Genomic DNA, 20,957 nt, shown 5'->3' with positions numbered 1-20,957 from the left:
CTCCGCCGCTCAGCCGGTGAAGATCTCGGTCACCGTCCAGATCGCCAGGCCCAGCATGCACAGCCCGCCGATGCGCTGCACGGTCTTCAGCGGTACGCGCTTCGCGATGAACCGGCCCGCGAGCAGCGCCAGCGCGGACACGGACATCAGGGCGGCGGCCGAGCCGATCGCGGTGGACCAGGTGCCGTTGCTCGCCGCCAGGTTGGCGGTCGTGATCTGCGTGAGGTCGCCCCACTCGCTGATGAACACCGCCGTGAACGCCGTCGAGTACACCGGCCAGAACCCGGTCACCGTCTTCGGGCCCGCCTCGTCGTCCTCGTCGTCCCTGCCCCCGCGCAGCAGCATGAAGGCGCCGAAGGCGAACAGACAGGCCGACACCAGCTTGACGATCCAGTCGGGCAGCAGGCCGAGCAGCCCGCCCGCACCGACCGCGATCGCGACATGCACGATGAACGCGGACGAGGTGCCGAACCAGACGTACAGCGGGCGCATGCGCGTGCCCATGGCGAGCGACGCGAACATGGTCTTGTCCGGGAGTTCGGCGAGGAAGATCAGCCCGAAAGCGGTGATGATCGCCAGGGGGTCGAGATGCATTTCGGGTGGCTTTCTGTACGAGCCGGGCCCCGGATCTCCGCGAAGTGCCGGTCGGCGTTTCGGAGGACCACTCGGCCCGGCATGACGGCACCGCCCACAGGGCGTGGGCGTGTCACACCTGACCGAAGGTCTCGCCCACCCGTGATGATCCACGAGCCCGGCCACCGGGAACCGCGAGGCTCCAGTGTGTCGACGACCGGTTTGCGGGGCTACTCCCCTTCGCAGCCGTCCACACTACCTCACCCGGCGGGCCGCCGGGCGAGCAGGAACGCCTGCGGGGTCCGCTCCGCCGGGTCCGCCGCCCGCACCAGCCGGGCCCGCGACTCCAACCCGGCGGCGCCGAGCAGCGCGGCCACCCGGTCCGGGTCGAAGCGGTACACGTCGAGGTCGACGGGATGCCCGTACGCGTGCCCGAGCCGCACGCCCTCGTCGTCGCCCGCCTTGAAGGCGATGAGCAGGTGGCCGCCGGGGGCCAGGACCCGGCGGAACTCGGCCACGTACGGCCCCAGCTCCCGCGGCGGCGTATGCACGAGCGAGTACCAGGCGACGGCCCCGCCCAGCGAGCCGTCGGGCAGGTCCAGCGCGGCCATCGTCCCCACCTCGAACCGCAGGCCCGGGTGGCGCCGCCGGGCCTCGGCGACCATGCCGGGCGAGAGGTCCACGCCGAACGCGTCGAGGCCCAGGCCCCGCAGGTACGCGGTGACCCGCCCCGGCCCGCAGCCGAGATCGGCGACCGGCCCGCCGCCGGCCCCGCGCACATACGCGGCGAAGGCGCCGAGCATCGCCCGGTCCAGGTGCTTCGCGGCCAACTCGTCCGCGAGCAGCGCGGCGTAGTCCGCCGCGACGGTGTCGTACGAGGCCCGGGTGGCGTGGAGGGTCATGCCCGGGACCGTACCCGGACGCGCGGTGCTACCGTCGCGCCATGGCGAAGGTAGCGATCAGCCTCGATGCGGAACTCGTGGTCGAAGTGATGGTGCTCGCGGGGGTCGGCAACCCGCAGGACGCGGTCGAACTCGTCGTGCGCGACTACATCGCGCGCGGCCACCGCACCGAGGCCCGGGTCGCGGCACGCGACGAGACCAGGCGCGAGGACGAGACGAGGCCGCCGGACACCCAGGGCTGACCGGGCTGCCCCCGGCCTCAGCCGACGGGGCGGCCGTCCTCCAGCTCCACGGCGCCCGTGCCCGACTCCAGAGCCTCCAGCGCCGCGCGCATCCGCCCGGCGCGCGCACCGATCAGATACCGGTCGATCTCCGCCGGCTCGACCAGCTTCCACGACAGCAGCTCCGACTCCTGGAGCCGGATCGCCTTCAGCTGCTCCTCGTCCAGCACGCCGCCGTCGTACACGTACGCCACGATCGGCGGCCGGCCGCTGCCGCGTGTCCAGTCCACGACGAGGAGCCGGCCCGGCTCGATGTCGAGCCCGATCTCCTCCAGCGACTCGCGGCGCGCGCCCTGCCGCGGACCCTCCCCGTCGGCCGACTCGACGGTCCCGCCGGGCAGCGTCCATCCCTCCCGGTAACTCGGCTCGACCAGCAGCACCCGGCCGCTCGCGTCCCGGAAGATGCAGGCGGCTCCCACGAGGACCTTGGGCAGGCCGGCGATGTACGTAGCGTAGTCAGTGGTGGTCATAAGGTCAGCGTAGGCCCACTTTGATCGATCAGGCCATGGGCAGATAAGGGGTGCGACGGATAGGGTCGGGGCGGCGCGACTGCCTGTTCGAATGCAAAGGGAATCATGGTGACGGACGGAGCAGTGATGGAGACCGCACGCGTGCTCGTCGCGGCGGACAAGTTCAAGGGCTCGCTCACGGCCGTGCAGGTCGCGGAGCGGGTGACGGCCGGGCTGCGGCGCGTCGTCCCCGGCCTACGGGTGGAGACCCTGCCGGTCGCCGACGGCGGCGACGGCACGGTGGCGGCGGCGGTGGCCGCCGGCTTCGAGCGCCGCGAGGCGCGGGTGACCGGCCCCCTGGGCGACCCCGTCACCGCCGCGTACGCGGTGCGCGGGACCACCGCGGTGGTCGAGATGGCCGAGGCGTCCGGCCTCCAGCACCTGCCCGACGGTGTCTTCGCGCCCCTCACGGCCACCACGTACGGCTCCGGGGAGCTCCTGCTCGCCGCGGTCGAAGCGGGGGCCCGGACCATCGTGTTCGGCGTCGGCGGCAGCGCCACCACGGACGGCGGGGCGGGCATGCTCGCCGCGCTCGGCGCGCGGTTCCTCGACGCGGACGGAAAGCCGGTCGGGCCGGGCGGCGGCGGCCTCGCGGACCTCGCCGACGCGGACCTGTCCGGTCTCGACGCCCGCTTCGCCGGCATCGACCTCGTCCTCGCCAGCGACGTCGACAACCCGTTGACCGGTCCGAAGGGCGCACCGGAGGTCTACGGCCGCCAGAAGGGCGCGACGGAGGCGGACATCGCGACGCTCGACGCGGCGCTCGCCCACTACGCCTCGATTCTCGGCCCCGCGCAGGCGGAACTCCCCGGCGCCGGGGCGGCCGGCGGCATCGGCTACGGGGCGCTGGTCGCGCTCGGCGCGCGCTTCCGCCCCGGGATCGAGGTCATGCTCGACGTCCTCGGCTTCGCCCCCGCGCTGGACCGGGCGACGTTCGTCATCACCGGCGAGGGCTCCCTCGACGCCCAGACGCTCCACGGCAAGGCCCCGGCGGGCGTCGCGGCGGCGGCGCGGGCGGCGGGGGTCGACGTGGTGGCGGTGTGCGGCCGCCTGGCGCTGTCGCCGGAGGCGCTGGAAGGTGCGGGAATCCGGCGGGCGTACGCGCTGCTGGACCTGGAACCGGATCCGGCGGTGTGCATGGCGCAGGCCGGGCCGCTCCTCGAGCGCGCGGCGGAGTCGATCGCACGCGACTTCCTGGTCTGAGGCTGGTTTTTCAGCCCCTCCGGCGATTGAGGAGCGGGGTCCGGGGCGGATCCCCGGTTTCGGGAAGGGGCGGGTAGGGGACAAGGCCCGCCCCTTCCCGCCCTGTGCGCCCGCACAACCCCACCCCCGCCCACCCGGGGCACCCGCAACGCTTCCCCCACCCCCCATGGACGCCCCCCTCCTCCCCCTGCTGACCTGTGGCAACACAGAAACCGCGGAAGGAGGAGGACCCCCATGCCCACGCTCGAGATCCGCGCACTCTCCGTCGCCTACGGCCCCGTACGGTCACTGCGCGGCATCGACCTCGACGTCCCGGACGGCACGATCACCGCCGTGCTCGGCGGAAACGGCGCCGGCAAGACCACCCTGCTGCGGGCCGTCTCACGGACCCTCGGTTTCCACGGCGGGACCGGCGCCGGCACCATCCGGTTCGACGGGCGCCCCCTGGACGGGCTGCGGCCCGACCGGGTGGTGGCCGCCGGGATCGTCCAGGTGCCCGAGGGCCGGCAGGTGTTCGCCCGCATGACGGTGGCCGACAACCTGCGCGCCGGAGCCCTCGGCGCCGACGGCGGCCGCAAGGCGGCGGCCGAGGCGCTGGACCGCGTCCATGAGCTCTTCCCCGTGCTCGCCCGCCGCGCCCACCAGAGCGCCGGGCTGCTCTCCGGCGGCGAGCAGCAGATGCTGGCCATGGGCCGCGCCCTGATGGCGCGGCCCCGGCTGCTCCTGCTCGACGAGCCCTCGCTCGGCCTCGCGCCCCTGATGGCGCAGCGCATCGCCGACACGGTGCGCGAGATCAACGCCTCCGGCACCTCCGTCCTGCTCGTGGAGCAGAACGCGTCGATCGCCCTGCGCCTGGCCACCACGGCGTACGTCCTGGAGGTGGGCGAGGTCACCCTGCACGGGCCCGCCGGCGAACTGGCCGCCTCCGACGAGGTGCGCCGCCGCTACCTGGGCGTCGTGGACGAGACGGCCGCCGCCGACGCGGACCGGACGGCGGGCACCGCCGTACGCACCCTGAGCAGGTGGTCCGCGTGACCGCCCCCGCCCCGCTCACCGTCCAGGACGTCACCGTCCGCTTCGCCGGCCTCACCGCCCTCGACGGCATCTCGTTCACCGTCGAGCCGGGCAGCGTCCACGCCGTCATCGGCCCCAACGGAGCGGGCAAGTCGACCACCTTCAACGTGCTGTCCGGGGTGTACCGGGCGGCCTCCGGAAGCGTCCGGCTCGGGGAGACCGAGCTGACCGGGCTCGCCCCGCACCGGATCGCCGCGCTCGGGGTGGCCCGGACCTTCCAGAACCTCGCGCTGCCTCCGTACGCCACCGTCGCCGACACCCTCATGCTCGGCCGGCACCGGCTCACCCGGGCCGGTTTCCTGGCTGCGGGGCTACGGCTGCCGGCCGCCGCCCGGGAAGCCCGCGCACACCGCGAACGGGTCCGCGAGATCGCCGAATTCATCGGCCTGGAAACGGAGTTGGACCGCCCGGCGAGCGCACTTCCGTACGGGCAGCAGAAGCTGGTCGAGCTGGGCCGCGCGCTGTGCATGGAGCCGCAGGTGCTGCTGCTCGACGAACCCGTCGCCGGTATGACCGCCGACGAACGCCGGCGCACCGCGGCGGTCGTGGCCGGGGTCCGCGACGGCCTCGGCATCTCGATCGTGCTGGTGGAGCACGACATGGGGGTGGTGATGCGGCTCGCGGACGCCGTGACCGTACTCGACTTCGGACGCAGGATCGCCGGCGGCACCCCCGCCGAGGTCCAGAACGACCCGGCCGTCGTCCAAGCCTATCTAGGGGCACCGCAATGACCACCTTCATCGAACTCCTCCTCGGCGGCCTGTCCATCGGCTCGGTGTACGCCCTGATCGCGCTCGGCTTCGTCGTCATCTTCAAGGCCACCGAGGTCGTCAACTTCGCCCACGCCTCGCTGCTGCTCGCGGGCGGCTACGTCACCGCCGTGCTCCACGACGACATCGGCTTCTGGCCCGCTCTCGCGACCGGCATCGCCGGCGCGGCCGTCGTCGGCGCCGCCGTCGAATTCCTGGTGATGCGCCGCTACCGGGGGAGCGACCACAGCGTCCTCGCCATCGTCACCATCGGCGTCGACATCCTGCTGACCACCGAACTCACCCGGCGCATGGGCACGGAGGTGCTCGCGCTCGGCGACCCCTGGGGCAACCGGGTCCTCACCGTCGGCGGGGTCACGCTCGCCCAGACCCGGGTCGCCGCGTTCGTCGCCGCCGCCCTCCTCATCACCGTCTTCCTGCTCGCCTTCCGCTTCACCTCCTGGGGCGTCTCGATGCGCGCCGCCGCCGAGAACCCCCGGACGGCCGCGCTGATGGGGATCAGGCTCGGCCGGGTCTCGCTCGCCGCCTGGGCCGTCGCCGGGGCGCTGGCCGCCGTTGCCGCACTGTTCCTCACCGTCTTCCCCACGCCCGGCCTGGAACGGGCGACCTCGCTCGCCGCGCTCAAGGCGTTCCCCGCCGCCATCCTCGGCGGCCTGGACTCCACGACCGGCGCCCTGGCCGGCGGGCTGATCGTCGGCGTCACCGAATCGCTCGCCACCGGCTACCAGAGCGATCTGTCGTTCCTCGGCCGGGGCATCGGCGACCTGGCCCCCTACCTGGTGATGGTGATCGTGCTGCTCATACGCCCCGCCGGACTCCTCGGCACGAAGGAGCCGGCCCGTGTCTGAGACCGCCACTCCACTCGGGTACGCCGTCACCGCCCGGCTGCGCCGCCCCCGTACCTGGCTCTGGGCGGCGGGCTCGGTGCTGCTGCTCGCCCTTCCCTTCTACCTGGACCGCTTCTGGCTCCAGGCCGGGCTGTTCGCGATGGCCGCCGCGATCGGCGCGATCGGGCTCAACCTGCTGACCGGGGCCACCGGGCAGCTGTCCATGGGCCACGCCTTCTTCCTCGCCGTGGGCGCGTACGGCTACTGCGTGCTGGCGGGGGACAGCGGTACGGAGAACGGGCACGCCCTGTCCGGACTCGGCCTGCCCAGCTGGCTGGCCGCCGTGCTGGCCGTCCTCCTCGCCGGGGCCGCCGGCGGGCTGTTCAGCCCGATCGCGGGACGGCTGCGGGGCGCCTACCTCGGCATCGCCACGCTGGCGCTGATCTTCATCGGCCAGCACGTGCTGTTCAACGCCTCGTCGCTCACCGGCGGCTACAACGGCCGCTCGGTGCCGCCGCTGTCGCTCTTCGGCCTCACCTTCGACGACACCGAGGTGCTGGTGGCCGCGGTGCCGTTCCAGTCCTCCGAGAAGCTCTGGTACGCGGCACTGCTCGCCCTCCTCCTCAGCGGCCTGTTCGCGCGCGGGGTACTTCGCGGGCGGCCGGGCCGGGCGCTGAACGCCATCCGCGACCACCGCATCGCGGCCGGTGTGATGGGCGTTCCGGTGGCCCGTTACCGGGCCGGGGTCTTCATCCTGTCCTCGATGTACGCGGGGCTGGCCGGGGTGCTCCTGGCCCTGGTCTTCCAGCGGACGGTGCCCGAGTACTTCGGCATGGTCCTGTCCCTCGAATACCTCGCCATGATCGTCATCGGCGGGCTCGGCACCGTGGCGGGGGCGGTCGTCGGCGCAGCCTTCGTCTCGCTGCTGCCCCAGCTCCTCACGCACTACAGCGACTCCCTGCCCCTGGTCGCGGCCCCCGGTACGGGCGGCCTGACCCCGGGCGAGGCATCGCGCTACCTGTACGGCGCCGCGGTGGTCGCGGCGGTCCTGTTCCTGCCCGGCGGCCTGACACGTCCGACGAAGAACTCAGGGGAGAAGAAATGAAACTGCGTGTGCTCGGGGCCGTGTGCGCGGCCCTCGCCCTCGCCCTCACGGGGTGCAGCGAGAAGGCCAAGTCCTCCGACGGGGGAGAGAAGGCCGAGGGCGGGGTGAAGACCGGCGAGGGGGTCACCGACTCCACGATCGCGCTCGGTGCGCTCACCGACATGACCGGCGTCTACGCCTCGCTGGGCAAGAGCGTCACCCAGGCCCAGCAGCTCTGGGTGAAGCAGACCAACGCGGCCGGCGGCATCTGCGACCGGAAGATCGAGCTGACCGTGCGCGACCACGGCTACGACCCGCAGAAGGCCGTCGCCGGATACACCGAGCTGGAGCCCAAGGTGCTGGGCTTCGTCCAGTTCATCGGCTCCCCGTTCGTCGCGGCGGTGGAGCAGCGCATCGACGGCCAGGACAAGGGCCTCGTCCTGCCTCAGGCGTGGTCCGCGAACCTGCTCGGCAGCACGTACGTCCGGGTCATCGGCGCCACGTACGACGTCGAGACGATCAACGCGATCGACTATCTGCTCGCGGAGAAGCGCATCGCCAAGGGCGACAAGATCGGCCACGTGTACTTCGAGGGCGACTACGGCGAGAACGCGCTCGCCGGCTCCAAGTACGCGGCCGGGCAGGCGGGTCTGACCGTCGTGGAGCAGAAGATCAAGCCCACGGACAACGACATGACCGCCCAGGTCGCCGCCCTCAAGCAGGCGGGCGTCAAGGCCGTCGTCGTCAGCGCCGGCCCCCGCCAGGCGGCCTCGCTCGTCGGGGTCGCCGCCGCCACCGGCCTCAAGGTCCCGGTCATCGGCAACAACTCCGCGTACGCACCGCAGCTGCTGAAGACGCAGGCCGGCCCGGCCCTGATGCGGGACTACTACGTCGCCGCGTCCACCCTGCCCATCGGCGATCCGGGCACCGGCCCGGCGAAGCTGGCGAAGGAGTACGCCGCCGCCTACCCCGAGGACGGTCTCGACAACGGCGTCATCGCCGGCTACACGGCCGCCGACCTGTACGGCGAGGCCCTGGAGAAGGCGTGCGAGGCGAAGGACCTCACCCGCGAGGGCATCGACAAGGCGCTGCTGACCATCACCGGATTCGGCACCGACTTCGGGGTCTCCCACGACTTCACCGACCCGGCGGCGCCCTCCACCCGGGAGAGCGTCATCATGAAGCCGGACGACAAGGTCCCCGGCGGCCTGAAGGTGGTCAGGCCGGCCGAGGCCGCCGCGGCGGCCAAGACCTACGCCGTCAAGTAGCGCCCACCCGCGCGGAGAACGCCCGGCGGGCGGCACGCCTCGCGTGCCGCCCGCCGGTGTCCCGTCGGCCCGGTCAGCTGGTGTACGCCTCCAGTTCCGAGAGCTGTGCGGCCGGCCAGCCGGTGTTGGCGGTGAACGTCAGCCGCAGATAGCGGGCCGAGGTGCCCGGCAGGGTGACGGTCGCCTGGTTGCCGCTCGACGGGTCGAAGGTGTAACCCGCCGCGCCCTTCAGGGAGCTGTACGTGCTGTTGTCCGTGCTGCCCGACACGCTCAGGGTCTGGGTGCGGGTCGCCCAGGCGGACGACGGCGGGAGCTTCAGGACGAGCCGCTTGACGGACTTGGCCGCGCCGAGGTCCACGGTGACGGTCTGCGGGAAGGCGTGGTTGGTGCTCTCCCAGTACGTGTTCGCGTTGCCGTCGACCGCGTTGGACGCGCCGTACACGTCGGCGTGGCCGGACTCGGTGACAGGGCGGCCCTGGGCGAGGTTGCCGGTCTCCTCGGGCGGGTCGGTCGGGTCGGTCGGCGGGTCCGTGGGGTCGGTCGGCGGGTCGGTCGGGCCGGTGCCGCCGCCCGGGACGCCGCCGTTGGTCCACACCGGGTCGGGCCAGACGCCGGTGCAGGCCGGCGGGTCCGCGTACCAGCCGGAGTTCCCGGAGCCCCGGGTGATCCGGAAGCCGCTGCCGACGCAGTTGTGGATCGGGTTCGACTGCGCGATGTGCGTCGCCGTGACGTTGTCGAAGGTGGCCGTGCCGGGGGCCTGGATCTGGAGCGCGTAGGTGCCCGTGCCGTCGATCCTGATGTTCTTGAAGTGCAGCCCGTTGGAGGCGCCCTCGATGAGGTGGATCGCGGCGTAGGAGCTGTCCAGGACCTCGCTGTCGGTGATGTCGATGTTGCCGTTGATCGGTTCGTTGAGCCCGCTGAACCAGATCGCGCCGACCCCGAAGTTCCAGTTGTAGTCGCTGTTCCCGGTCCGGATCAGGGTGTTGCGGGCGGCCGTGGTGGTGCCCGATACGGCCGTTCCCCGGCCGGAGTCGACGCCGGGGTAGCGGTTGGCGATGTGCAGGCCGCCGCCGTTGGTGATGGTGTCCGCCATGACGTTGTCGGACAGGGTGATGTCCTTGCCGCCGTAGGTGACGATGTTGTTGGCGAGGATCGGCAGGATCACCGTGTTGAACGTGAACTTGTTCTTCACGTTCGGAACGTTCTCCGCCCACATGGCGAGCCCGTCGTCACCGGTGTTGCGGACGAAGGTGTTGGTGACCGTCGAGTTGGTGACGCCGTAGTGGAAGTTCACCCCGTCGGCGGTCTGGTCCAGGATGCGGCTGTTCTTGATGGTGAAGTCGTCCATCGGGCCGTCCATCCAGGCACCGCACTTGGTGTGCTGCATCCAGACGTTGTCGACGGTCGAGTGGGACATCGCCCCGCCGATGGCGTTCACCTGGTCGTTGTCCACCCGCTCCCGGATGTCACCGATGATGGCGAAGTCCCTCAGCGTCACGCCGCTGCTGCCGCCGTCCCGGGCGTACTTGCCGTAGACGCCGACGGCCTTGCTCCGGTCGGACGGGTCGCGCCCGGTCAGCACGGAGTACCAGGGCCCGGCGCCGCGCAGGGTCACCTTGTCCACGATGATGTGGTCGCGCACCTGGAACGTGCCCCGCGGGATGTACACCTCCTTGCCCTGCGCCTTGCCCGCGTCCACCGCCGCCTGGATTCTGGCGGTCGAGTCCGCGGCCCCCGTCGGGTCGGCCCCGAAGTCGGAGACGACGTCCAGTGCGCCGGAGGGCTTGGCGACGGGCGCGCCCACCTGCTCGAAGTCCGCCAGGTCGATGGTGAACGACGGTGAGGCGGCGGTGGACGACACCTGGAGCCGGACCTTCGTACCGGCCGGCAGCGTCGACCCGAACATGGTCCGGGTCTCGTCGTAGAAGTGGTGCGGGTTGGTGTCGCCGGGGTTGTTGTTGAACGGATACCCCCCGTAGTACCAGCCGTACCGGGAGGTCACCGCCACCGCCTTGGGCGAGGCCCCGTTCACGCGTACGTCGATCGAGGCGTCCCGGCCCGTCCCGGCGGCGTTGTCCGGCAGCGAGTACCGGAAGGACATCGCGTTGGCGGGGGCGGTCAGCGTGAACTCCACGTACTCGCCGACCGCGTCCAGGGTCACCGCCTGCCGGCCCGACGCCTCGGAGGGCAGCGTGCCGTAGCGGCGGTCCGGGCCGATCAGGGTGCCGTTGGTGGCCGCGTACTCGGCCTCCTGTTCCTTGAACGGGACGGTCGCGCCGCGGCCCGGTACGGAGAGCGGCGAGGGGGCGGGGAAGCCGGCGGCCTGGGCGGCCGGTGCGCCGGTCAGCACCACGGCGGCGGCGGTGCCGACCGCGGCGAGTGCCAGCGAGAGGGAGGCGGACAGGGACCGCCTGAGCAGCGGTCGTCGGGGTGGGGAAGTCACGTCGAAGTCGTCCTTGCGGCTCGTGGGGGCTCTGCGGACGTCCCACAGGCTAGGAGCACCGCCGCAAGGAAGTCCACGGTGCTGCGCAAGAATTCGTCGTTCGAGCTCAAATAATCGACGCTCACATGGGAAGAATGTGCGCTGTGCGGGGGTTGAGGGGGAAGCGCTGGAGCACGCACGAGGGCCCGGACGCCTTGCCGGCATCCGGGCCCTCGTGTCGTTCGTGCCGTCCGCTACGGCAGCTGCGCCGCACGCGCCTCGCGGCGGTTGTCGCGGAAGGTGTTCACCCGGCGGGCGGTCGCGAAGAGCGGGATGACCGCACCCAGGACCACCTGGAGCGCGCAGCCGGTCTGGAGGAGCAGCTGACCGCCGGGGGCGTCCAGCGCCCAGGCCGCCAGGAGCCCCATCGCCGCCACGATCCAGCCGAGCATCGCCACCGCGAGGACGCCCCGCGGCTTCGGGTACTCGACCCGGCTGACCATCAGCCACGCCACCCCGATGATCGCGAGCAGCGTCGGGACGAAGGGCAGCTCGAGGAGCACGATCGAGATGACCGTGAGCGCTCCGAAGGGGCTCGGCATGCCCTGGAACATGCCGTCCTTCAACGTCACGCACGAGAACCGCGCGAGTCTGAGCACCACCGCGAGCAGCACCACGATCGCCGCGAGCGCCGAGACCCGCTGGTGTGCGTCGTCCGCGACCATGCCGTACACGAGGACGAAGTACGCCGGGGCGAGCCCGAAGCTGATGAGGTCCGAGAGGTTGTCCAGCTCGGCGCCCATCGGCGAGGAACGCAGCTTGCGGGCCACGAGCCCGTCGAACAGGTCGAAGATCGCCGCCATGAGCATGAGGATCACGGCGGTGGCGGCGGAGTGCCGCGCCATGCCGCTCTCGTCGCTCCCCGTGAGGTGCGGGATCAGGATGCCCGTGGTGGTGAAGTACACCGCCATGAACCCGCACGTGGCGTTACCGAGGGTGAGAGTGTCCGCTATCGACAGCCGCAGCGAGAGCGGCATGTCGTCGGCGTCGTCCTCCGCCTCGGCCTCCGGAACCCAGCCGGCCTGTGTGTCGGGATCAATCACGGTCAATGCGAGTCACCCCCGCGGTGGTGGTCTGGCCGACCTCGACCGCGACGTCCACACCTTCCGGGAGGTAGATGTCGACGCGGGAGCCGAAGCGGATCAGCCCGATGCGCTCACCCTGCTCCACCTTCGTGCCCTGCGGGATGTAGGGGACGATGCGCCGGGCGACCGCGCCGGCGATCTGCACCATCTCGATGTCACCCAGCTCGGTGTCGAAGTGCCAGACGACGCGCTCGTTGTTCTCGCTCTCCTTGTTGAAGGCGGGAACGAAGCCCCCGGGCACGTGCTCCACCGACGTCACCGTGCCGGCCAGCGGGGCGCGGTTCACGTGGACGTTCAGCGGGCTCATGAAGATCGCGACGCGGGTCCGCCCGTCCTTCCACGGCATGATGCTCTGCACCACCCCGTCGGCCGGTGAGATGACGCGCCCCCGGGTGATCTCGCGCTCCGGGTCCCGGAAGAACCAGAGCATGCCCGCCGCGAGCGCGGTGGTGGGCACGGCCACGGCCGCCCAGCGCCCGGACCGGCGGGCGCGGGTCAGGCTGAGGGCGGCGGTGGCGACGGTCGGCAGGAGCCACGGCGAAGCTCCGCGTGCGATGCGGACCCGGCCGCGTGAGGCAGAGGTATGGCTGTCGGGCATGGATGACCTTCGTAGCGGATTGAGCCGCGCTGGCAACGGGGGACGGCGGCTTTTCCGGCGATGTTATCGGTTGCTGACCGCAACTGGGCAAGCCAGCAGCCGAGTCGGACGTCTGGAAGGCACCGGTTGAGGATGACAGGGTGTGATCTTCTTCGCGGCCAAATCACCACGAAAGGGGCGATCAACCCTGGAAACGGTACTCCTCGAGGAGCCGGCGCCCGATGATCATTTTCTGGATCTCGGCGGTACCTTCACCGATCAGCAGCATCGGGGCCTCGCGATAGAGGCGCTCGATCTCGTACTCCTTGGAGAAGCCGTAGCCGCCGTGGATACGGAAGGCGTCCTCGACGACTTCCTTGCAGTACTCGGAGGCGAGGTACTTCGCCATCCCTGCCTCCAGGTCGTTTCGCTCCCCGGAGTCCTTTTTGCGTGCCGCATTCACCATCATCGCATGGGCGGCCTCGACCTTGGTGGCCATTTCGGCCAGCTTGAACTGGATCGCCTGGTGCTGTGCGATGGGCTTTCCGAAGGTCTGGCGCTGCTGTGCGTAGGAAACGCCCAGTTCGAAAGCACGCTGAGCGACGCCGCAGCCACGGGCGGCCACATTGACCCGGCCGACCTCGACTCCGTCCATCATTTGGTAAAACCCTCGGCCGGTGACGCCCCCCAGCACGCGATTGGCCGGAATTCGCAGTCCGTCCATGATGAGCTCGGTGGTATCGACCCCCTTGTAACCCATCTTGTCGATCTTTCCGGGGATCGTGAGTCCGGGCCGGACCTCGCCGAAGCCCGGCTCCTTCTCCACCAGGAACGTCGTCATCGACTTGTGCGGGGCGGTGCCCTCGGGGTGTCCTTCGTCACTCCGGCACAGGACGGCGACGAGAGACGAGGTGCCGCCGTTCGTCAGCCACATCTTCTGGCCGTTCAGGACGTACTCCTCGCCGTCCCTGACGCCCTTCGAGCTGATCGCCGAGACATCCGAGCCGAGCGCCGGCTCCGACATCGAGAACGCGCCCCGCACCTCGCCCAGCGCCATGCGCGGCAGGAAGGTGTCCTTCTGCTCCTGCGTGCCGTGCTGCTTGAGCATGTACGCCACGATGAAGTGCGTGTTGATGATGCCCGACACGCTCATCCAGCCCCGGGCGATCTCCTCCACGCACAGCGCGTACGTGAGCAGTGACTCGCCCAGACCGCCGTACTCCTCGGGGATCATCAGCCCGAAAAGCCCGAGCTCCTTCAGCCCCTCCACGATCTCGGTGGGGTACTCGTCCCGGTGCTCCAGCTGTGTCGCGACCGGAATGATCTCCTTGTCGACAAAGTCCCTGACCGTCGAAAGGATCTCCTGCTGGACCTCGGTGAGCCCGGCCGTCTGGGCGAGTCGCGTCATGACTGCTTCTCCACGTTCTTCTGCGAAGGCTGGCTGAGCTCCGGGCGGCCGGGCTGCTCCCCGCCCCGCTCCTTGATGTACGTCTCGGTGGGGACCATGACCTTGCGGCGGAACACGCAGACGAGCGTGCCGTCCTGCTTGTAGCCCTTGGTCTCGACGTAGACGATTCCGCGGTCGCTCCTGGACCTCGACGGCGTCTTGTCCAGGACCGTCGTCTCGCCGTAGAGCGTGTCGCCGTGGAAGGTCGGCGCCACGTGCTTCAGCGACTCGATCTCCAGGTTGGCGATGGCCTTTCCGGAGACGTCCGGCACCGACATGCCGAGCAGCAGCGAGTAGATGTAGTTGCCGACGACGACGTTCTTGCCGAAATCGGTCGTGCGCTCCGCGTAGTTGCTGTCCATGTGCAGCGGGTGATGATTCATGGTCAGCAGGCAGAAGAGGTGGTCGTCGTATTCGGTGACGGTCTTTCCCGGCCAGTGCTTGTAGACCGCACCGACCTCGAATTCCTCGTATGTGCGCCCGAACTGCATATCAGGCCTCCGGAGCTTCGAACTTGGAGGTGCGCTGCATGCCGGCCGCCCGGCCCTTGCCCGCGACGACCAGGGCCATCTTGCGGCTGGCCTCGTCGATCATCTCGTCGCCGAGCATCGCCGAGCCCTTCTTGCCGCCCTCCTCGGAGGTGCACCAGTCGTAGGCGTCCAGGATCAGCTCGGCGTGGTCGTAGTCCTCCTGCGAGGGCGAGAAGACCTCGTTCGCCGCCTCGACCTGCCCGGGGTGCAGCACCCACTTGCCGTCGAAGCCGAGCGCCGCCGCCCGGCCCGCGACCTCGCGGTAGGCGTCCACGTCGCGGATCTGGAGGAAGGGCCCGTCGATCGCCTGGAGGTCGTGGGTGCGGGCCGCCATCAGGATGCGCATCAGGATGTAGTGGTAGGCGTCCGCCGGGTAGCCGGGCGGCTGCTGGCCGACCACCAGGGTCTTCATGTTGATCGACGCCATGAAGTCGGCCGGGCCGAAGATCAGCGTCTCCAGGCGGGGCGAGGCGGCGCCGATCTCGTCGATGTTGACGAGGCCCTTGGCGTTCTCGATCTGTGCCTCGATGCCGATCCGCCCGACCTCGAAGCCCATCGTCTTCTCGATCTGGGTCAGCAGCAGGTCCAGCGCGACGACCTGCTGGGCGTCCTGCACCTTCGGCAGCATGATGCAGTCGAGGTTCGGCCCCGCGCCCTCGACGACGGTGATGACGTCCCGGTACGTCCAGTGCGTCGTCCAGTCGTTGACGCGGACCACCCGGGTCTTACCCGTCCAGTCACCGTTGTTCAGCGCGTCGACGATGTGGTGGCGGGCGCCCTCCTTGGCGAGCGGCGCGCAGGCGTCCTCCAGGTCCAGGAACACCTGGTCGGCCGGGAGGCCCTGGGCCTTCTCCAGGAACCGCGGGTTCGAGCCGGGGACGGCCAGACACGAGCGGCGCGGGCGCAGGCGGTTCACGGGCGTGGTCATGCGGGGACCTCCAGAGGGTCGAGCTTGTTCGCTTTCCGGATCTCGTCGACGATACGGCCGATGATCTCCGTGATACCGAAGTCCTTCGGGGTGAACACGGCGGCGACACCCGCCCCGATCAGGGCCTCGGCGTCGGCCGGGGGAATGATGCCGCCGGCGATGACCGGGATGTCGCCGGCCCCGGTGCGGCGCAGCCGGGCCAGCACGTCCGGCACCAGCTCGGCGTGCGAGCCGGACAGGATGGACAGGCCGACGCAGTGCACGTCCTCGGCGACGGCCGCCGAGACGATCTGTTCGGGCGTCAGGCGGATGCCCTGGTAGACGACCTCGAAGCCGGCGTCCCTGGCCCGCACCGCGATCTGCTCGGCGCCGTTGGAGTGCCCGTCCAGGCCCGGCTTGCCGACCAGCAGCCGCAGCCGTCCGGCGCCCAGGTCCGCGGCGGTCCGCGCGGTCTTCTCGCGTACGAGGGCGAGCGGGGAGCCCTCCTCGGCGGTGACCGCGACCGGGGCGGACGACACCCCGGTCGGCGCCCGGAACTCGCCGAACACGTCGCGCAGCGCCCAGGACCACTCGCCGGTGGTCACCCCGGCACGGGCGCACTCGACGGTCGCCTCCATCAGGTTCCCGGTGCCGGCGGCGGCCTTCTTCAGCGCGGCCAGCGCCTCGGTGGCCCGGGGCTCGTCGCGGTTGTCGCGCCACTCGTGGAGCGCGGCGACGACCTTGGCCTCGTTGGCCGGGTCGACCGTCATGATCGCCCCGTCGAGGTCGGCGGTGAGCGGGTTGGGCTCGGTCGTCTCGTAGACGTTGACGCCGACGATCTTCTCCTCGCCGGCCTCGATCCGGGCCCGCCGCTCGGCGTGCGAGGAGACCAGCTCGGACTTGAGGTAGCCGGACTCGACGGCGGCCATGGCGCCGCCCATCTGCTCGATCCGGTCCATCTCGGCCAGGGAGTCGGCGACCAGCTCGTCCACCTTGGCCTCGATGACGTGCGAACCGGCGAAGATGTCCTCGTACTCCAGCAGGTCGCTCTCGTGCGCCAGGACCTGCTGGATGCGCAGCGACCACTGCTGGTCCCAGGGCCGGGGGAGCCCCAGGGCCTCGTTCCAGGCGGGCAGCTGGACCGCGCGGGCCCGGGCGTCCTTGGAGAGGGTCACGGCCAGCATTTCGAGCACGATGCGCTGGACGTTGTTCTCCGGCTGGGCCTCGGTCAGGCCGAGCGAGTTGACCTGGACGCCGTAGCGGAAGCGGCGCTGCTTGGCGTCGGTGATGCCGTAGCGCTCGCGGGTGACCCGGTCCCAGATGCGGCCGAAGGCGCGCATCTTGCACATCTCCTCGATGAAGCGGACGCCCGCGTTCACGAAGAAGGAGATCCGCGCGACGACGGCCCCGAACTTCTCCTCCGGCACCTGCCCGGAGGCGCGGACGGCGTCGAGCACGGCGACGGCCGTCGACATCGCGTACGCGATCTCCTGGACCGGGGTGGCCCCCGCCTCCTGGAGGTGGTAGCTGCAGATGTTGATCGGGTTCCACTTGGGGATGCGGTTGACCGTGTACGTGATCATGTCGGTGGTCAGCCGCAGCGAGGGCCCGGGCGGGAAGACGTGCGTCCCGCGCGACAGGTACTCCTTGACGATGTCGTTCTGCGTGGTGCCCTGGAGCTTGCCGGGGTCGGCGCCCTGCTCCTCCGCGACGACCTGGTAGAGCGCCAGCAGCCACATGGCGGTGGCGTTGATCGTCATGGAGGTGTTCATCTGCTCCAGGGGGATGTCCTGGAACAGCCGGCGCATGTCGCCGAGGTGCGACACGGGCACGCCGACCCGGCCGACCTCGCCGCGCGCCAGCACGTGGTCGGGGTCGTATCCGGTCTGGGTCGGCAGGTCGAAGGCGACCGACAGACCCGTCTGGCCCTTGGCGAGGTTGCGCCGGTAGAGCTCGTTGGACGCCTCGGCCGTGGAGTGGCCCGCGTACGTCCGCATGAGCCAGGGGCGGTCCTTCTGACGTTCCGTCATGGCCGGACCTCAGACGTTCCGGAAGCGGTTGATGGCGTCCAGGTGCGTCTCGCGCGTCTCGTGGTCGCGCACGCCCATGCCCTCGCGCGGGGCCAGGGCCAGGACGCCGACCTTGCCCTGGTGGGCGTTGCGGTGCACGTCGTGGGCGGCCTGACCGGTCTCCTCCAGCGAGTAGACCTTGGAGAGCGTCGGGTGGATCTTGCCCTTGGCGATCAGGCGGTTGGCCTCCCACGCCTCGCGGTAGTTGGCGAAGTGGGAGCCGATGATGCGCTTGAGCGACATCCACAGGTAGCGGTTGTCGTACTCGTGGTTGTAGCCCGAGGTCGAGGCGCAGGTGACGATCGTGCCGCCCTTGCGGGTCACGTAGACGCTCGCGCCGAACGTCTCGCGGCCCGGGTGCTCGAAGACGATGTCCACGTCCTCGCCGCCGGTCAGTTCACGGATGCGCTTGCCGAACCGCTTCCACTCGCGCGGGTCCTGGTTCTGCTCGTCCTTCCAGAACGCGTAGCCCTCGGCGTTGCGGTCGATGATCGCCTCGGCGCCCATCTTCCGGCAGATCTCCGCCTTCTGCTCGCTGGAGACGACACAGATCGGGTTGGCGCCGCCGGCCAGCGCGAACTGCGTGGCGTACGAGCCGAGTCCGCCGCTGGCGCCCCAGATCAGCACGTTGTCGCCCTGCTTCATGCCGGCGCCGTTGCGCGAGACGAGCTGGCGGTACGCGGTGGAGTTGACGAGCCCGGGAGCCGCGGCCTCCTCCCAGCTGAGGTGACCGGGCTTCGGCATCAGCTGGTTCGACTTGACGAGTGCGAGCTCCGCCAGACCGCCGAAGTTCGTCTCGAAGCCCCAGATCCGCTGCTCCGGGTCGAGCATCGTGTCGTTGTGGCCGTCCGAGGACTCCAGTTCGACCGAGAGGCAGTGCGCGACGACCTCGTCGCCCGGCTTCCAGGCGTTGACGCCCGGGCCGGTGCGCAGGACGACGCCCGCCAGGTCGGAGCCGATGACGTGGTACGGCAGGTCGTGGCGCTTGGTGAGCTCGCTGACCCTGCCGTACCGCTCCAGGAAGCCGAAGGTGGAGACCGGTTCGAAGATCGAGGTCCAGACGGAGTTGTAGTTCACCGAGCTGGCCATGACCGCGACCAGGGCCTCGCCCGGACCGAGTTCGGGCACCGGCACCTCCTCCACGTGGAGCGACTTGCGCGGGTCCTTGTCGCGGCTGTCGACGCCCGCGAACATCTCGGCCTCGTCCTTGTGGACGGTGACCGCGCGGTACCACTCGGGCACGGGCAGTGCCGCGAAGTCGGCGGCGGTGGGCGCGGCGGAGCCGCCCTTCGCTTCGGTCTGCGACTGGATCGCGTCCAGGATTTCCTTCACGGGTGCCTCCGGCGGTGCGTTGTGAGGGAACGCTGAGGGGCCCTGAGAACAGGGGGAACGGGTCTGGAGGTGTGCCGTCGGTTCGGCGGGGGTGGTGCTCGGCTGCTTGCTCTGTGGAGCAGAAGGGTTGCCTGGTGACGCAGGCGCCCGGGCGCGCAGGCACGTGGCTTGCGGGGACAGCCGGCGTACGTGAGTTCCCAGCACGCCGGCCGCCCGGATGCCTTCAACGTATGGCACTGCGTGACAGCTGGCAAGGCACTCGGTGCCAGTAATTTCCCTCAATTGTCAGTCGGCCGCCACGTATGAGCAACACGGACGGCGGTATGGGCGGAGGCGCCCCGGTATGGCCGGTCAGGGGCGCGTGGGGCGGTAGACGTACGGGGTCGTGGTGGTCAGTGCCGTGAAGCCGAGGCGCTCCAGGATCGGGCGGCTGTCCTCCGTGGCGTCGACCTGGAGGTGGTCGTAACCCCGCTCCGCCGCCACACCCGCCCGGAAGGCCACCAGCGCCCGGTAGACGCCCCGCCCGCGCCAGGCGGGGGCCGTGCCGCCGCCCCACAGTCCCGCGAACCCCGTGCCCGGGTACAACTCCATCCGCGCGGAGCTGACCGGCTCGTCGCCCGCCATGGCCACCAGCGCCACGAAATGCTCCGGGTCCTCCCGCAGCCGCTCCACGACCAGCCGGCGCAGCCATGCCCCGTCCCTGCCGAACGCCCGCTCATTGGCGCGCGCCATCAGTTCCGCGCCGGCCTCGTCCCGCACCTCCTCCAGCCGGACGCCCTCGGGCAGCCGCACCGCCGTGGCCAACTCGGCCACCCGCGCCACGAGCAGGGTCTCCGGCTCCTCGGCCTCGAAACCGGCCGCCAGCAGCCGCGCCCCCAGGTCGGCGGGCCGGTCGTGCCCGTAGAGCTTCCACTCGAACGCGTCGCAGCCCGTCCGCTCGCAGTACGCCACCTGCTCCGCGACCGCCGCGTCCGCCCGGGCGGCGTCCAGGTCCGGCGCGGACCACACCACCCCGTTCCAGGCGTGCGCGGCGCCCACCTGCCGTACGACGTCGCCCGCGCGCTCCACGCGGACGCCGGGGCTCTCGGGGCGGGCGTGCTCGCGCATCACCCGGTCGAAACGGGCGAGGAGGCGGGCCGGGTCGGATGCCACATGATCGTTCATGCGCACACCCCAGCATCGGGGACCCGCTCCGGCAACAGGGTTTCCCGGGGCGGGTCAGCGCTCCTTGAGGGCCTGCTGGATCGTCCGCATGACCTCGTCCAGGGGCGCGTCCGTACGCGCCACGGCGACCAGCACCTCGCCCTGGCTCTCCACCGACGCGGCCGGCGGCTTCGCGGGCTCGGCGCCCGCCGTGCGGCCCGCGCCGATGCCCGTGCCGAAGGTGTCGCGCACGATGGCGAACGCCTGGTCGAGCTGCGCCTCCACATCGCCCTGCCCGTCCGCCCGCAGCCAGCGGCGCAGCACATGGTTGTGCGCGGTGACGACGGCGGACGCGGCGACCTCGGCCAGCAGCGGGTCGTCGTTGCCGGGGTGGTGGTCGCGCTCGTCGAAGTGGCCCAGCAGATACCGCGTGAACAGCCGCTCGTAGCGGGCCACCGAGGCGATCTCCGCCTGGCGCAGGGTCGGCACCTCGCGGGTCAGCTTGTAACGGGCCACGGAGACCGCGGGCTTGGCCGCGTACATCCGCATGACCTCCTTGATGCCCCGGCACACCGTGTCGAGCGGGTGCTCGTGCGCCGGGGCCGCGTTGAGGACGGCCTCGGCCCGCACGAGGGTGTCGTCGTGGTCCGGGAAGATCGCCTCTTCCTTGGAGCGGAAGTGGCGGAAGAAGGTCCGCCGGGCCACGCCCGCCGCGCCCGCGATCTCGTCGACCGTGGTCGCTTCGTACCCCTTCGTCGCGAAGAGTTCCATCGCCGCGGCGGCCAGCTCGCGGCGCATTTTGAGCCGCTGGGCGGCGGCACGGGTGCCTGCGGCACTCTCCGGGACGTCGGGCGCGGCGGACACACGGGTGGACCTGGCGGGCTGGGACATGGT

General features: G+C 71.0%; 20 protein-coding genes. 7 read left to right on the top strand and 13 right to left on the bottom strand.

Features of this window, described 5'->3' with window-relative positions; genetic code table 11:
- Window positions 1–9 precede the first annotated feature (9 nt).
- Window positions 10–594 (bottom strand): TMEM165/GDT1 family protein, encoded by a 585-nt coding sequence (locus ACFUJY_RS28410; protein WP_383304908.1) that lies wholly within the window; start codon window positions 592–594, stop codon window positions 10–12.
- A 239-nt stretch (window positions 595–833) separates the two neighbouring features.
- Entirely contained in the window at window positions 834–1,475 is a 642-nt protein-coding gene (locus tag ACFUJY_RS28405) for a class I SAM-dependent DNA methyltransferase (RefSeq protein ID WP_383304906.1), read from the bottom strand.
- Window positions 1,476–1,516: 41 nt separating this feature from the next.
- Here ACFUJY_RS28405 and ACFUJY_RS28400 point away from each other — a divergent pair, with 41 nt between their 5' ends.
- The gene (locus ACFUJY_RS28400; protein WP_164398721.1) at window positions 1,517–1,717 is read left to right on the top strand and encodes a type II toxin-antitoxin system VapB family antitoxin; all 201 of its coding nucleotides are present in this window, start codon (window positions 1,517–1,519) and stop codon (window positions 1,715–1,717) included.
- A 17-nt stretch (window positions 1,718–1,734) separates the two neighbouring features.
- On the opposite strand, the gene ACFUJY_RS28395 is transcribed toward ACFUJY_RS28400, so the two are convergent.
- On the bottom strand, window positions 1,735–2,226 hold the full coding sequence (locus ACFUJY_RS28395) for an NUDIX domain-containing protein (protein WP_383304904.1): 492 nt from the start codon (window positions 2,224–2,226) through the stop codon (window positions 1,735–1,737).
- A gap of 126 nt (window positions 2,227–2,352) precedes the next feature.
- Here ACFUJY_RS28395 and ACFUJY_RS28390 point away from each other — a divergent pair, with 126 nt between their 5' ends.
- The 6 genes from ACFUJY_RS28390 (at window position 2,353) to ACFUJY_RS28365 (ending at window position 8,491) form a co-directional block, all read left to right on the top strand.
- Window positions 2,353–3,468, top strand: a complete 1,116-nt coding sequence (locus ACFUJY_RS28390) for a glycerate kinase (RefSeq protein ID WP_383304902.1) — start codon at window positions 2,353–2,355, stop codon at window positions 3,466–3,468.
- Window positions 3,469–3,702: 234 nt separating this feature from the next.
- On the top strand, window positions 3,703–4,503 hold the full coding sequence (locus ACFUJY_RS28385; protein ID WP_383304900.1) for an ABC transporter ATP-binding protein: 801 nt from the start codon (window positions 3,703–3,705) through the stop codon (window positions 4,501–4,503).
- The gene (locus tag ACFUJY_RS28380) at window positions 4,491–5,273 is read left to right on the top strand and encodes an ABC transporter ATP-binding protein (protein WP_383304899.1); all 783 of its coding nucleotides are present in this window, start codon (window positions 4,491–4,493) and stop codon (window positions 5,271–5,273) included. Before ACFUJY_RS28385 ends, ACFUJY_RS28380 begins: the two co-directional genes overlap by 13 nt.
- A complete protein-coding gene (locus ACFUJY_RS28375; RefSeq protein ID WP_383304897.1) occupies window positions 5,270–6,160 on the top strand; it encodes a branched-chain amino acid ABC transporter permease in 891 nt (296 codons plus the stop codon). The genes ACFUJY_RS28380 and ACFUJY_RS28375 overlap by 4 nt, the downstream gene beginning before the upstream one ends.
- Entirely contained in the window at window positions 6,153–7,244 is a 1,092-nt protein-coding gene (locus ACFUJY_RS28370) for a branched-chain amino acid ABC transporter permease (RefSeq protein ID WP_383304895.1), read from the top strand. The genes ACFUJY_RS28375 and ACFUJY_RS28370 overlap by 8 nt, the downstream gene beginning before the upstream one ends.
- A complete protein-coding gene (locus tag ACFUJY_RS28365; protein ID WP_383304893.1) occupies window positions 7,241–8,491 on the top strand; it encodes an ABC transporter substrate-binding protein in 1,251 nt (416 codons plus the stop codon). The genes ACFUJY_RS28370 and ACFUJY_RS28365 overlap by 4 nt, the downstream gene beginning before the upstream one ends.
- A 73-nt stretch (window positions 8,492–8,564) precedes the next feature.
- Here the strand turns inward: ACFUJY_RS28365 and ACFUJY_RS28360 are convergent, their stop codons facing one another.
- From ACFUJY_RS28360 to ACFUJY_RS28315, 10 genes are all read right to left on the bottom strand, one after another.
- The gene (locus tag ACFUJY_RS28360; protein WP_383304891.1) at window positions 8,565–10,934 is read right to left on the bottom strand and encodes a discoidin domain-containing protein; all 2,370 of its coding nucleotides are present in this window, start codon (window positions 10,932–10,934) and stop codon (window positions 8,565–8,567) included.
- A 233-nt stretch (window positions 10,935–11,167) separates the two neighbouring features.
- Entirely contained in the window at window positions 11,168–12,022 is an 855-nt protein-coding gene (gene pssA, locus ACFUJY_RS28355; RefSeq protein WP_018100354.1) for a CDP-diacylglycerol--serine O-phosphatidyltransferase, read from the bottom strand.
- Window positions 12,009–12,656 carry a phosphatidylserine decarboxylase gene (locus tag ACFUJY_RS28350; RefSeq protein ID WP_383304889.1) on the bottom strand — a complete coding sequence of 216 codons (648 nt, stop codon included), beginning with the start codon at window positions 12,654–12,656 and terminating at the stop codon, window positions 12,009–12,011. Before ACFUJY_RS28350 ends, pssA begins: the two co-directional genes overlap by 14 nt.
- 181 nt (window positions 12,657–12,837) lie before the next feature.
- The gene (locus tag ACFUJY_RS28345) at window positions 12,838–14,043 is read right to left on the bottom strand and encodes an acyl-CoA dehydrogenase family protein (RefSeq protein ID WP_383304887.1); all 1,206 of its coding nucleotides are present in this window, start codon (window positions 14,041–14,043) and stop codon (window positions 12,838–12,840) included.
- Window positions 14,040–14,573 carry a MaoC family dehydratase gene (locus ACFUJY_RS28340; protein ID WP_383304885.1) on the bottom strand — a complete coding sequence of 178 codons (534 nt, stop codon included), beginning with the start codon at window positions 14,571–14,573 and terminating at the stop codon, window positions 14,040–14,042. The genes ACFUJY_RS28345 and ACFUJY_RS28340 overlap by 4 nt, the downstream gene beginning before the upstream one ends.
- Window position 14,574: 1 nt before the next feature.
- Window positions 14,575–15,540 carry an HpcH/HpaI aldolase/citrate lyase family protein gene (locus tag ACFUJY_RS28335; RefSeq protein ID WP_383304883.1) on the bottom strand — a complete coding sequence of 322 codons (966 nt, stop codon included), beginning with the start codon at window positions 15,538–15,540 and terminating at the stop codon, window positions 14,575–14,577.
- On the bottom strand, window positions 15,537–17,549 hold the full coding sequence (locus tag ACFUJY_RS28330) for a protein meaA (RefSeq protein WP_383304881.1): 2,013 nt from the start codon (window positions 17,547–17,549) through the stop codon (window positions 15,537–15,539). The genes ACFUJY_RS28335 and ACFUJY_RS28330 overlap by 4 nt, the downstream gene beginning before the upstream one ends.
- Window positions 17,550–17,558: 9 nt before the next feature.
- Window positions 17,559–18,920: a crotonyl-CoA carboxylase/reductase gene (ccrA, locus tag ACFUJY_RS28325; protein ID WP_383304879.1), complete on the bottom strand. Its 1,362-nt coding sequence runs from the start codon at window positions 18,918–18,920 to the stop codon at window positions 17,559–17,561.
- 351 nt (window positions 18,921–19,271) lie between these two features.
- Complete coding sequence (locus ACFUJY_RS28320) at window positions 19,272–20,072, bottom strand: GNAT family N-acetyltransferase (RefSeq protein WP_383304927.1); 801 nt, start codon at window positions 20,070–20,072, stop codon at window positions 19,272–19,274.
- 66 nt (window positions 20,073–20,138) lie between these two features.
- Window positions 20,139–20,954 carry a TetR family transcriptional regulator gene (locus ACFUJY_RS28315; protein ID WP_383304877.1) on the bottom strand — a complete coding sequence of 272 codons (816 nt, stop codon included), beginning with the start codon at window positions 20,952–20,954 and terminating at the stop codon, window positions 20,139–20,141.
- Between the last annotated feature and the right edge of the window lie 3 nt (window positions 20,955–20,957).

It is taken from the genome of Streptomyces sp. NPDC057249 (assembly GCF_042669245.1).
Lineage (GTDB): Bacteria > Actinomycetota > Actinomycetes > Streptomycetales > Streptomycetaceae > Streptomyces.
The sequence above is the reverse complement of the archived record's forward strand: the minus strand, read 5'-3'. Positions and strand labels throughout refer to the sequence as shown.

Coding starts and splice junctions, on each gene's coding strand:
- ACFUJY_RS28410 (WP_383304908.1), bottom strand. CDS start 594: ATGCATCTCGACCCCCTGGCGATCATCACCGCTTTCGGGCTGATCTTC.
- ACFUJY_RS28405 (WP_383304906.1), bottom strand. CDS start 1,475: ATGACCCTCCACGCCACCCGGGCCTCGTACGACACCGTCGCGGCGGAC.
- ACFUJY_RS28400 (WP_164398721.1), top strand. CDS start 1,517: ATGGCGAAGGTAGCGATCAGCCTCGATGCGGAACTCGTGGTCGAAGTG.
- ACFUJY_RS28395 (WP_383304904.1), bottom strand. CDS start 2,226: ATGACCACCACTGACTACGCTACGTACATCGCCGGCCTGCCCAAGGTC.
- ACFUJY_RS28390 (WP_383304902.1), top strand. CDS start 2,353: ATGGAGACCGCACGCGTGCTCGTCGCGGCGGACAAGTTCAAGGGCTCG.
- ACFUJY_RS28385 (WP_383304900.1), top strand. CDS start 3,703: ATGCCCACGCTCGAGATCCGCGCACTCTCCGTCGCCTACGGCCCCGTA.
- ACFUJY_RS28375 (WP_383304897.1), top strand. CDS start 5,270: ATGACCACCTTCATCGAACTCCTCCTCGGCGGCCTGTCCATCGGCTCG.
- ACFUJY_RS28365 (WP_383304893.1), top strand. CDS start 7,241: ATGAAACTGCGTGTGCTCGGGGCCGTGTGCGCGGCCCTCGCCCTCGCC.
- ACFUJY_RS28350 (WP_383304889.1), bottom strand. CDS start 12,656: ATGCCCGACAGCCATACCTCTGCCTCACGCGGCCGGGTCCGCATCGCA.
- ACFUJY_RS28345 (WP_383304887.1), bottom strand. CDS start 14,043: ATGACGCGACTCGCCCAGACGGCCGGGCTCACCGAGGTCCAGCAGGAG.
- ACFUJY_RS28340 (WP_383304885.1), bottom strand. CDS start 14,573: ATGCAGTTCGGGCGCACATACGAGGAATTCGAGGTCGGTGCGGTCTAC.
- ACFUJY_RS28335 (WP_383304883.1), bottom strand. CDS start 15,540: ATGACCACGCCCGTGAACCGCCTGCGCCCGCGCCGCTCGTGTCTGGCC.
- ACFUJY_RS28330 (WP_383304881.1), bottom strand. CDS start 17,549: ATGACGGAACGTCAGAAGGACCGCCCCTGGCTCATGCGGACGTACGCG.
- ACFUJY_RS28315 (WP_383304877.1), bottom strand. CDS start 20,954: ATGTCCCAGCCCGCCAGGTCCACCCGTGTGTCCGCCGCGCCCGACGTC.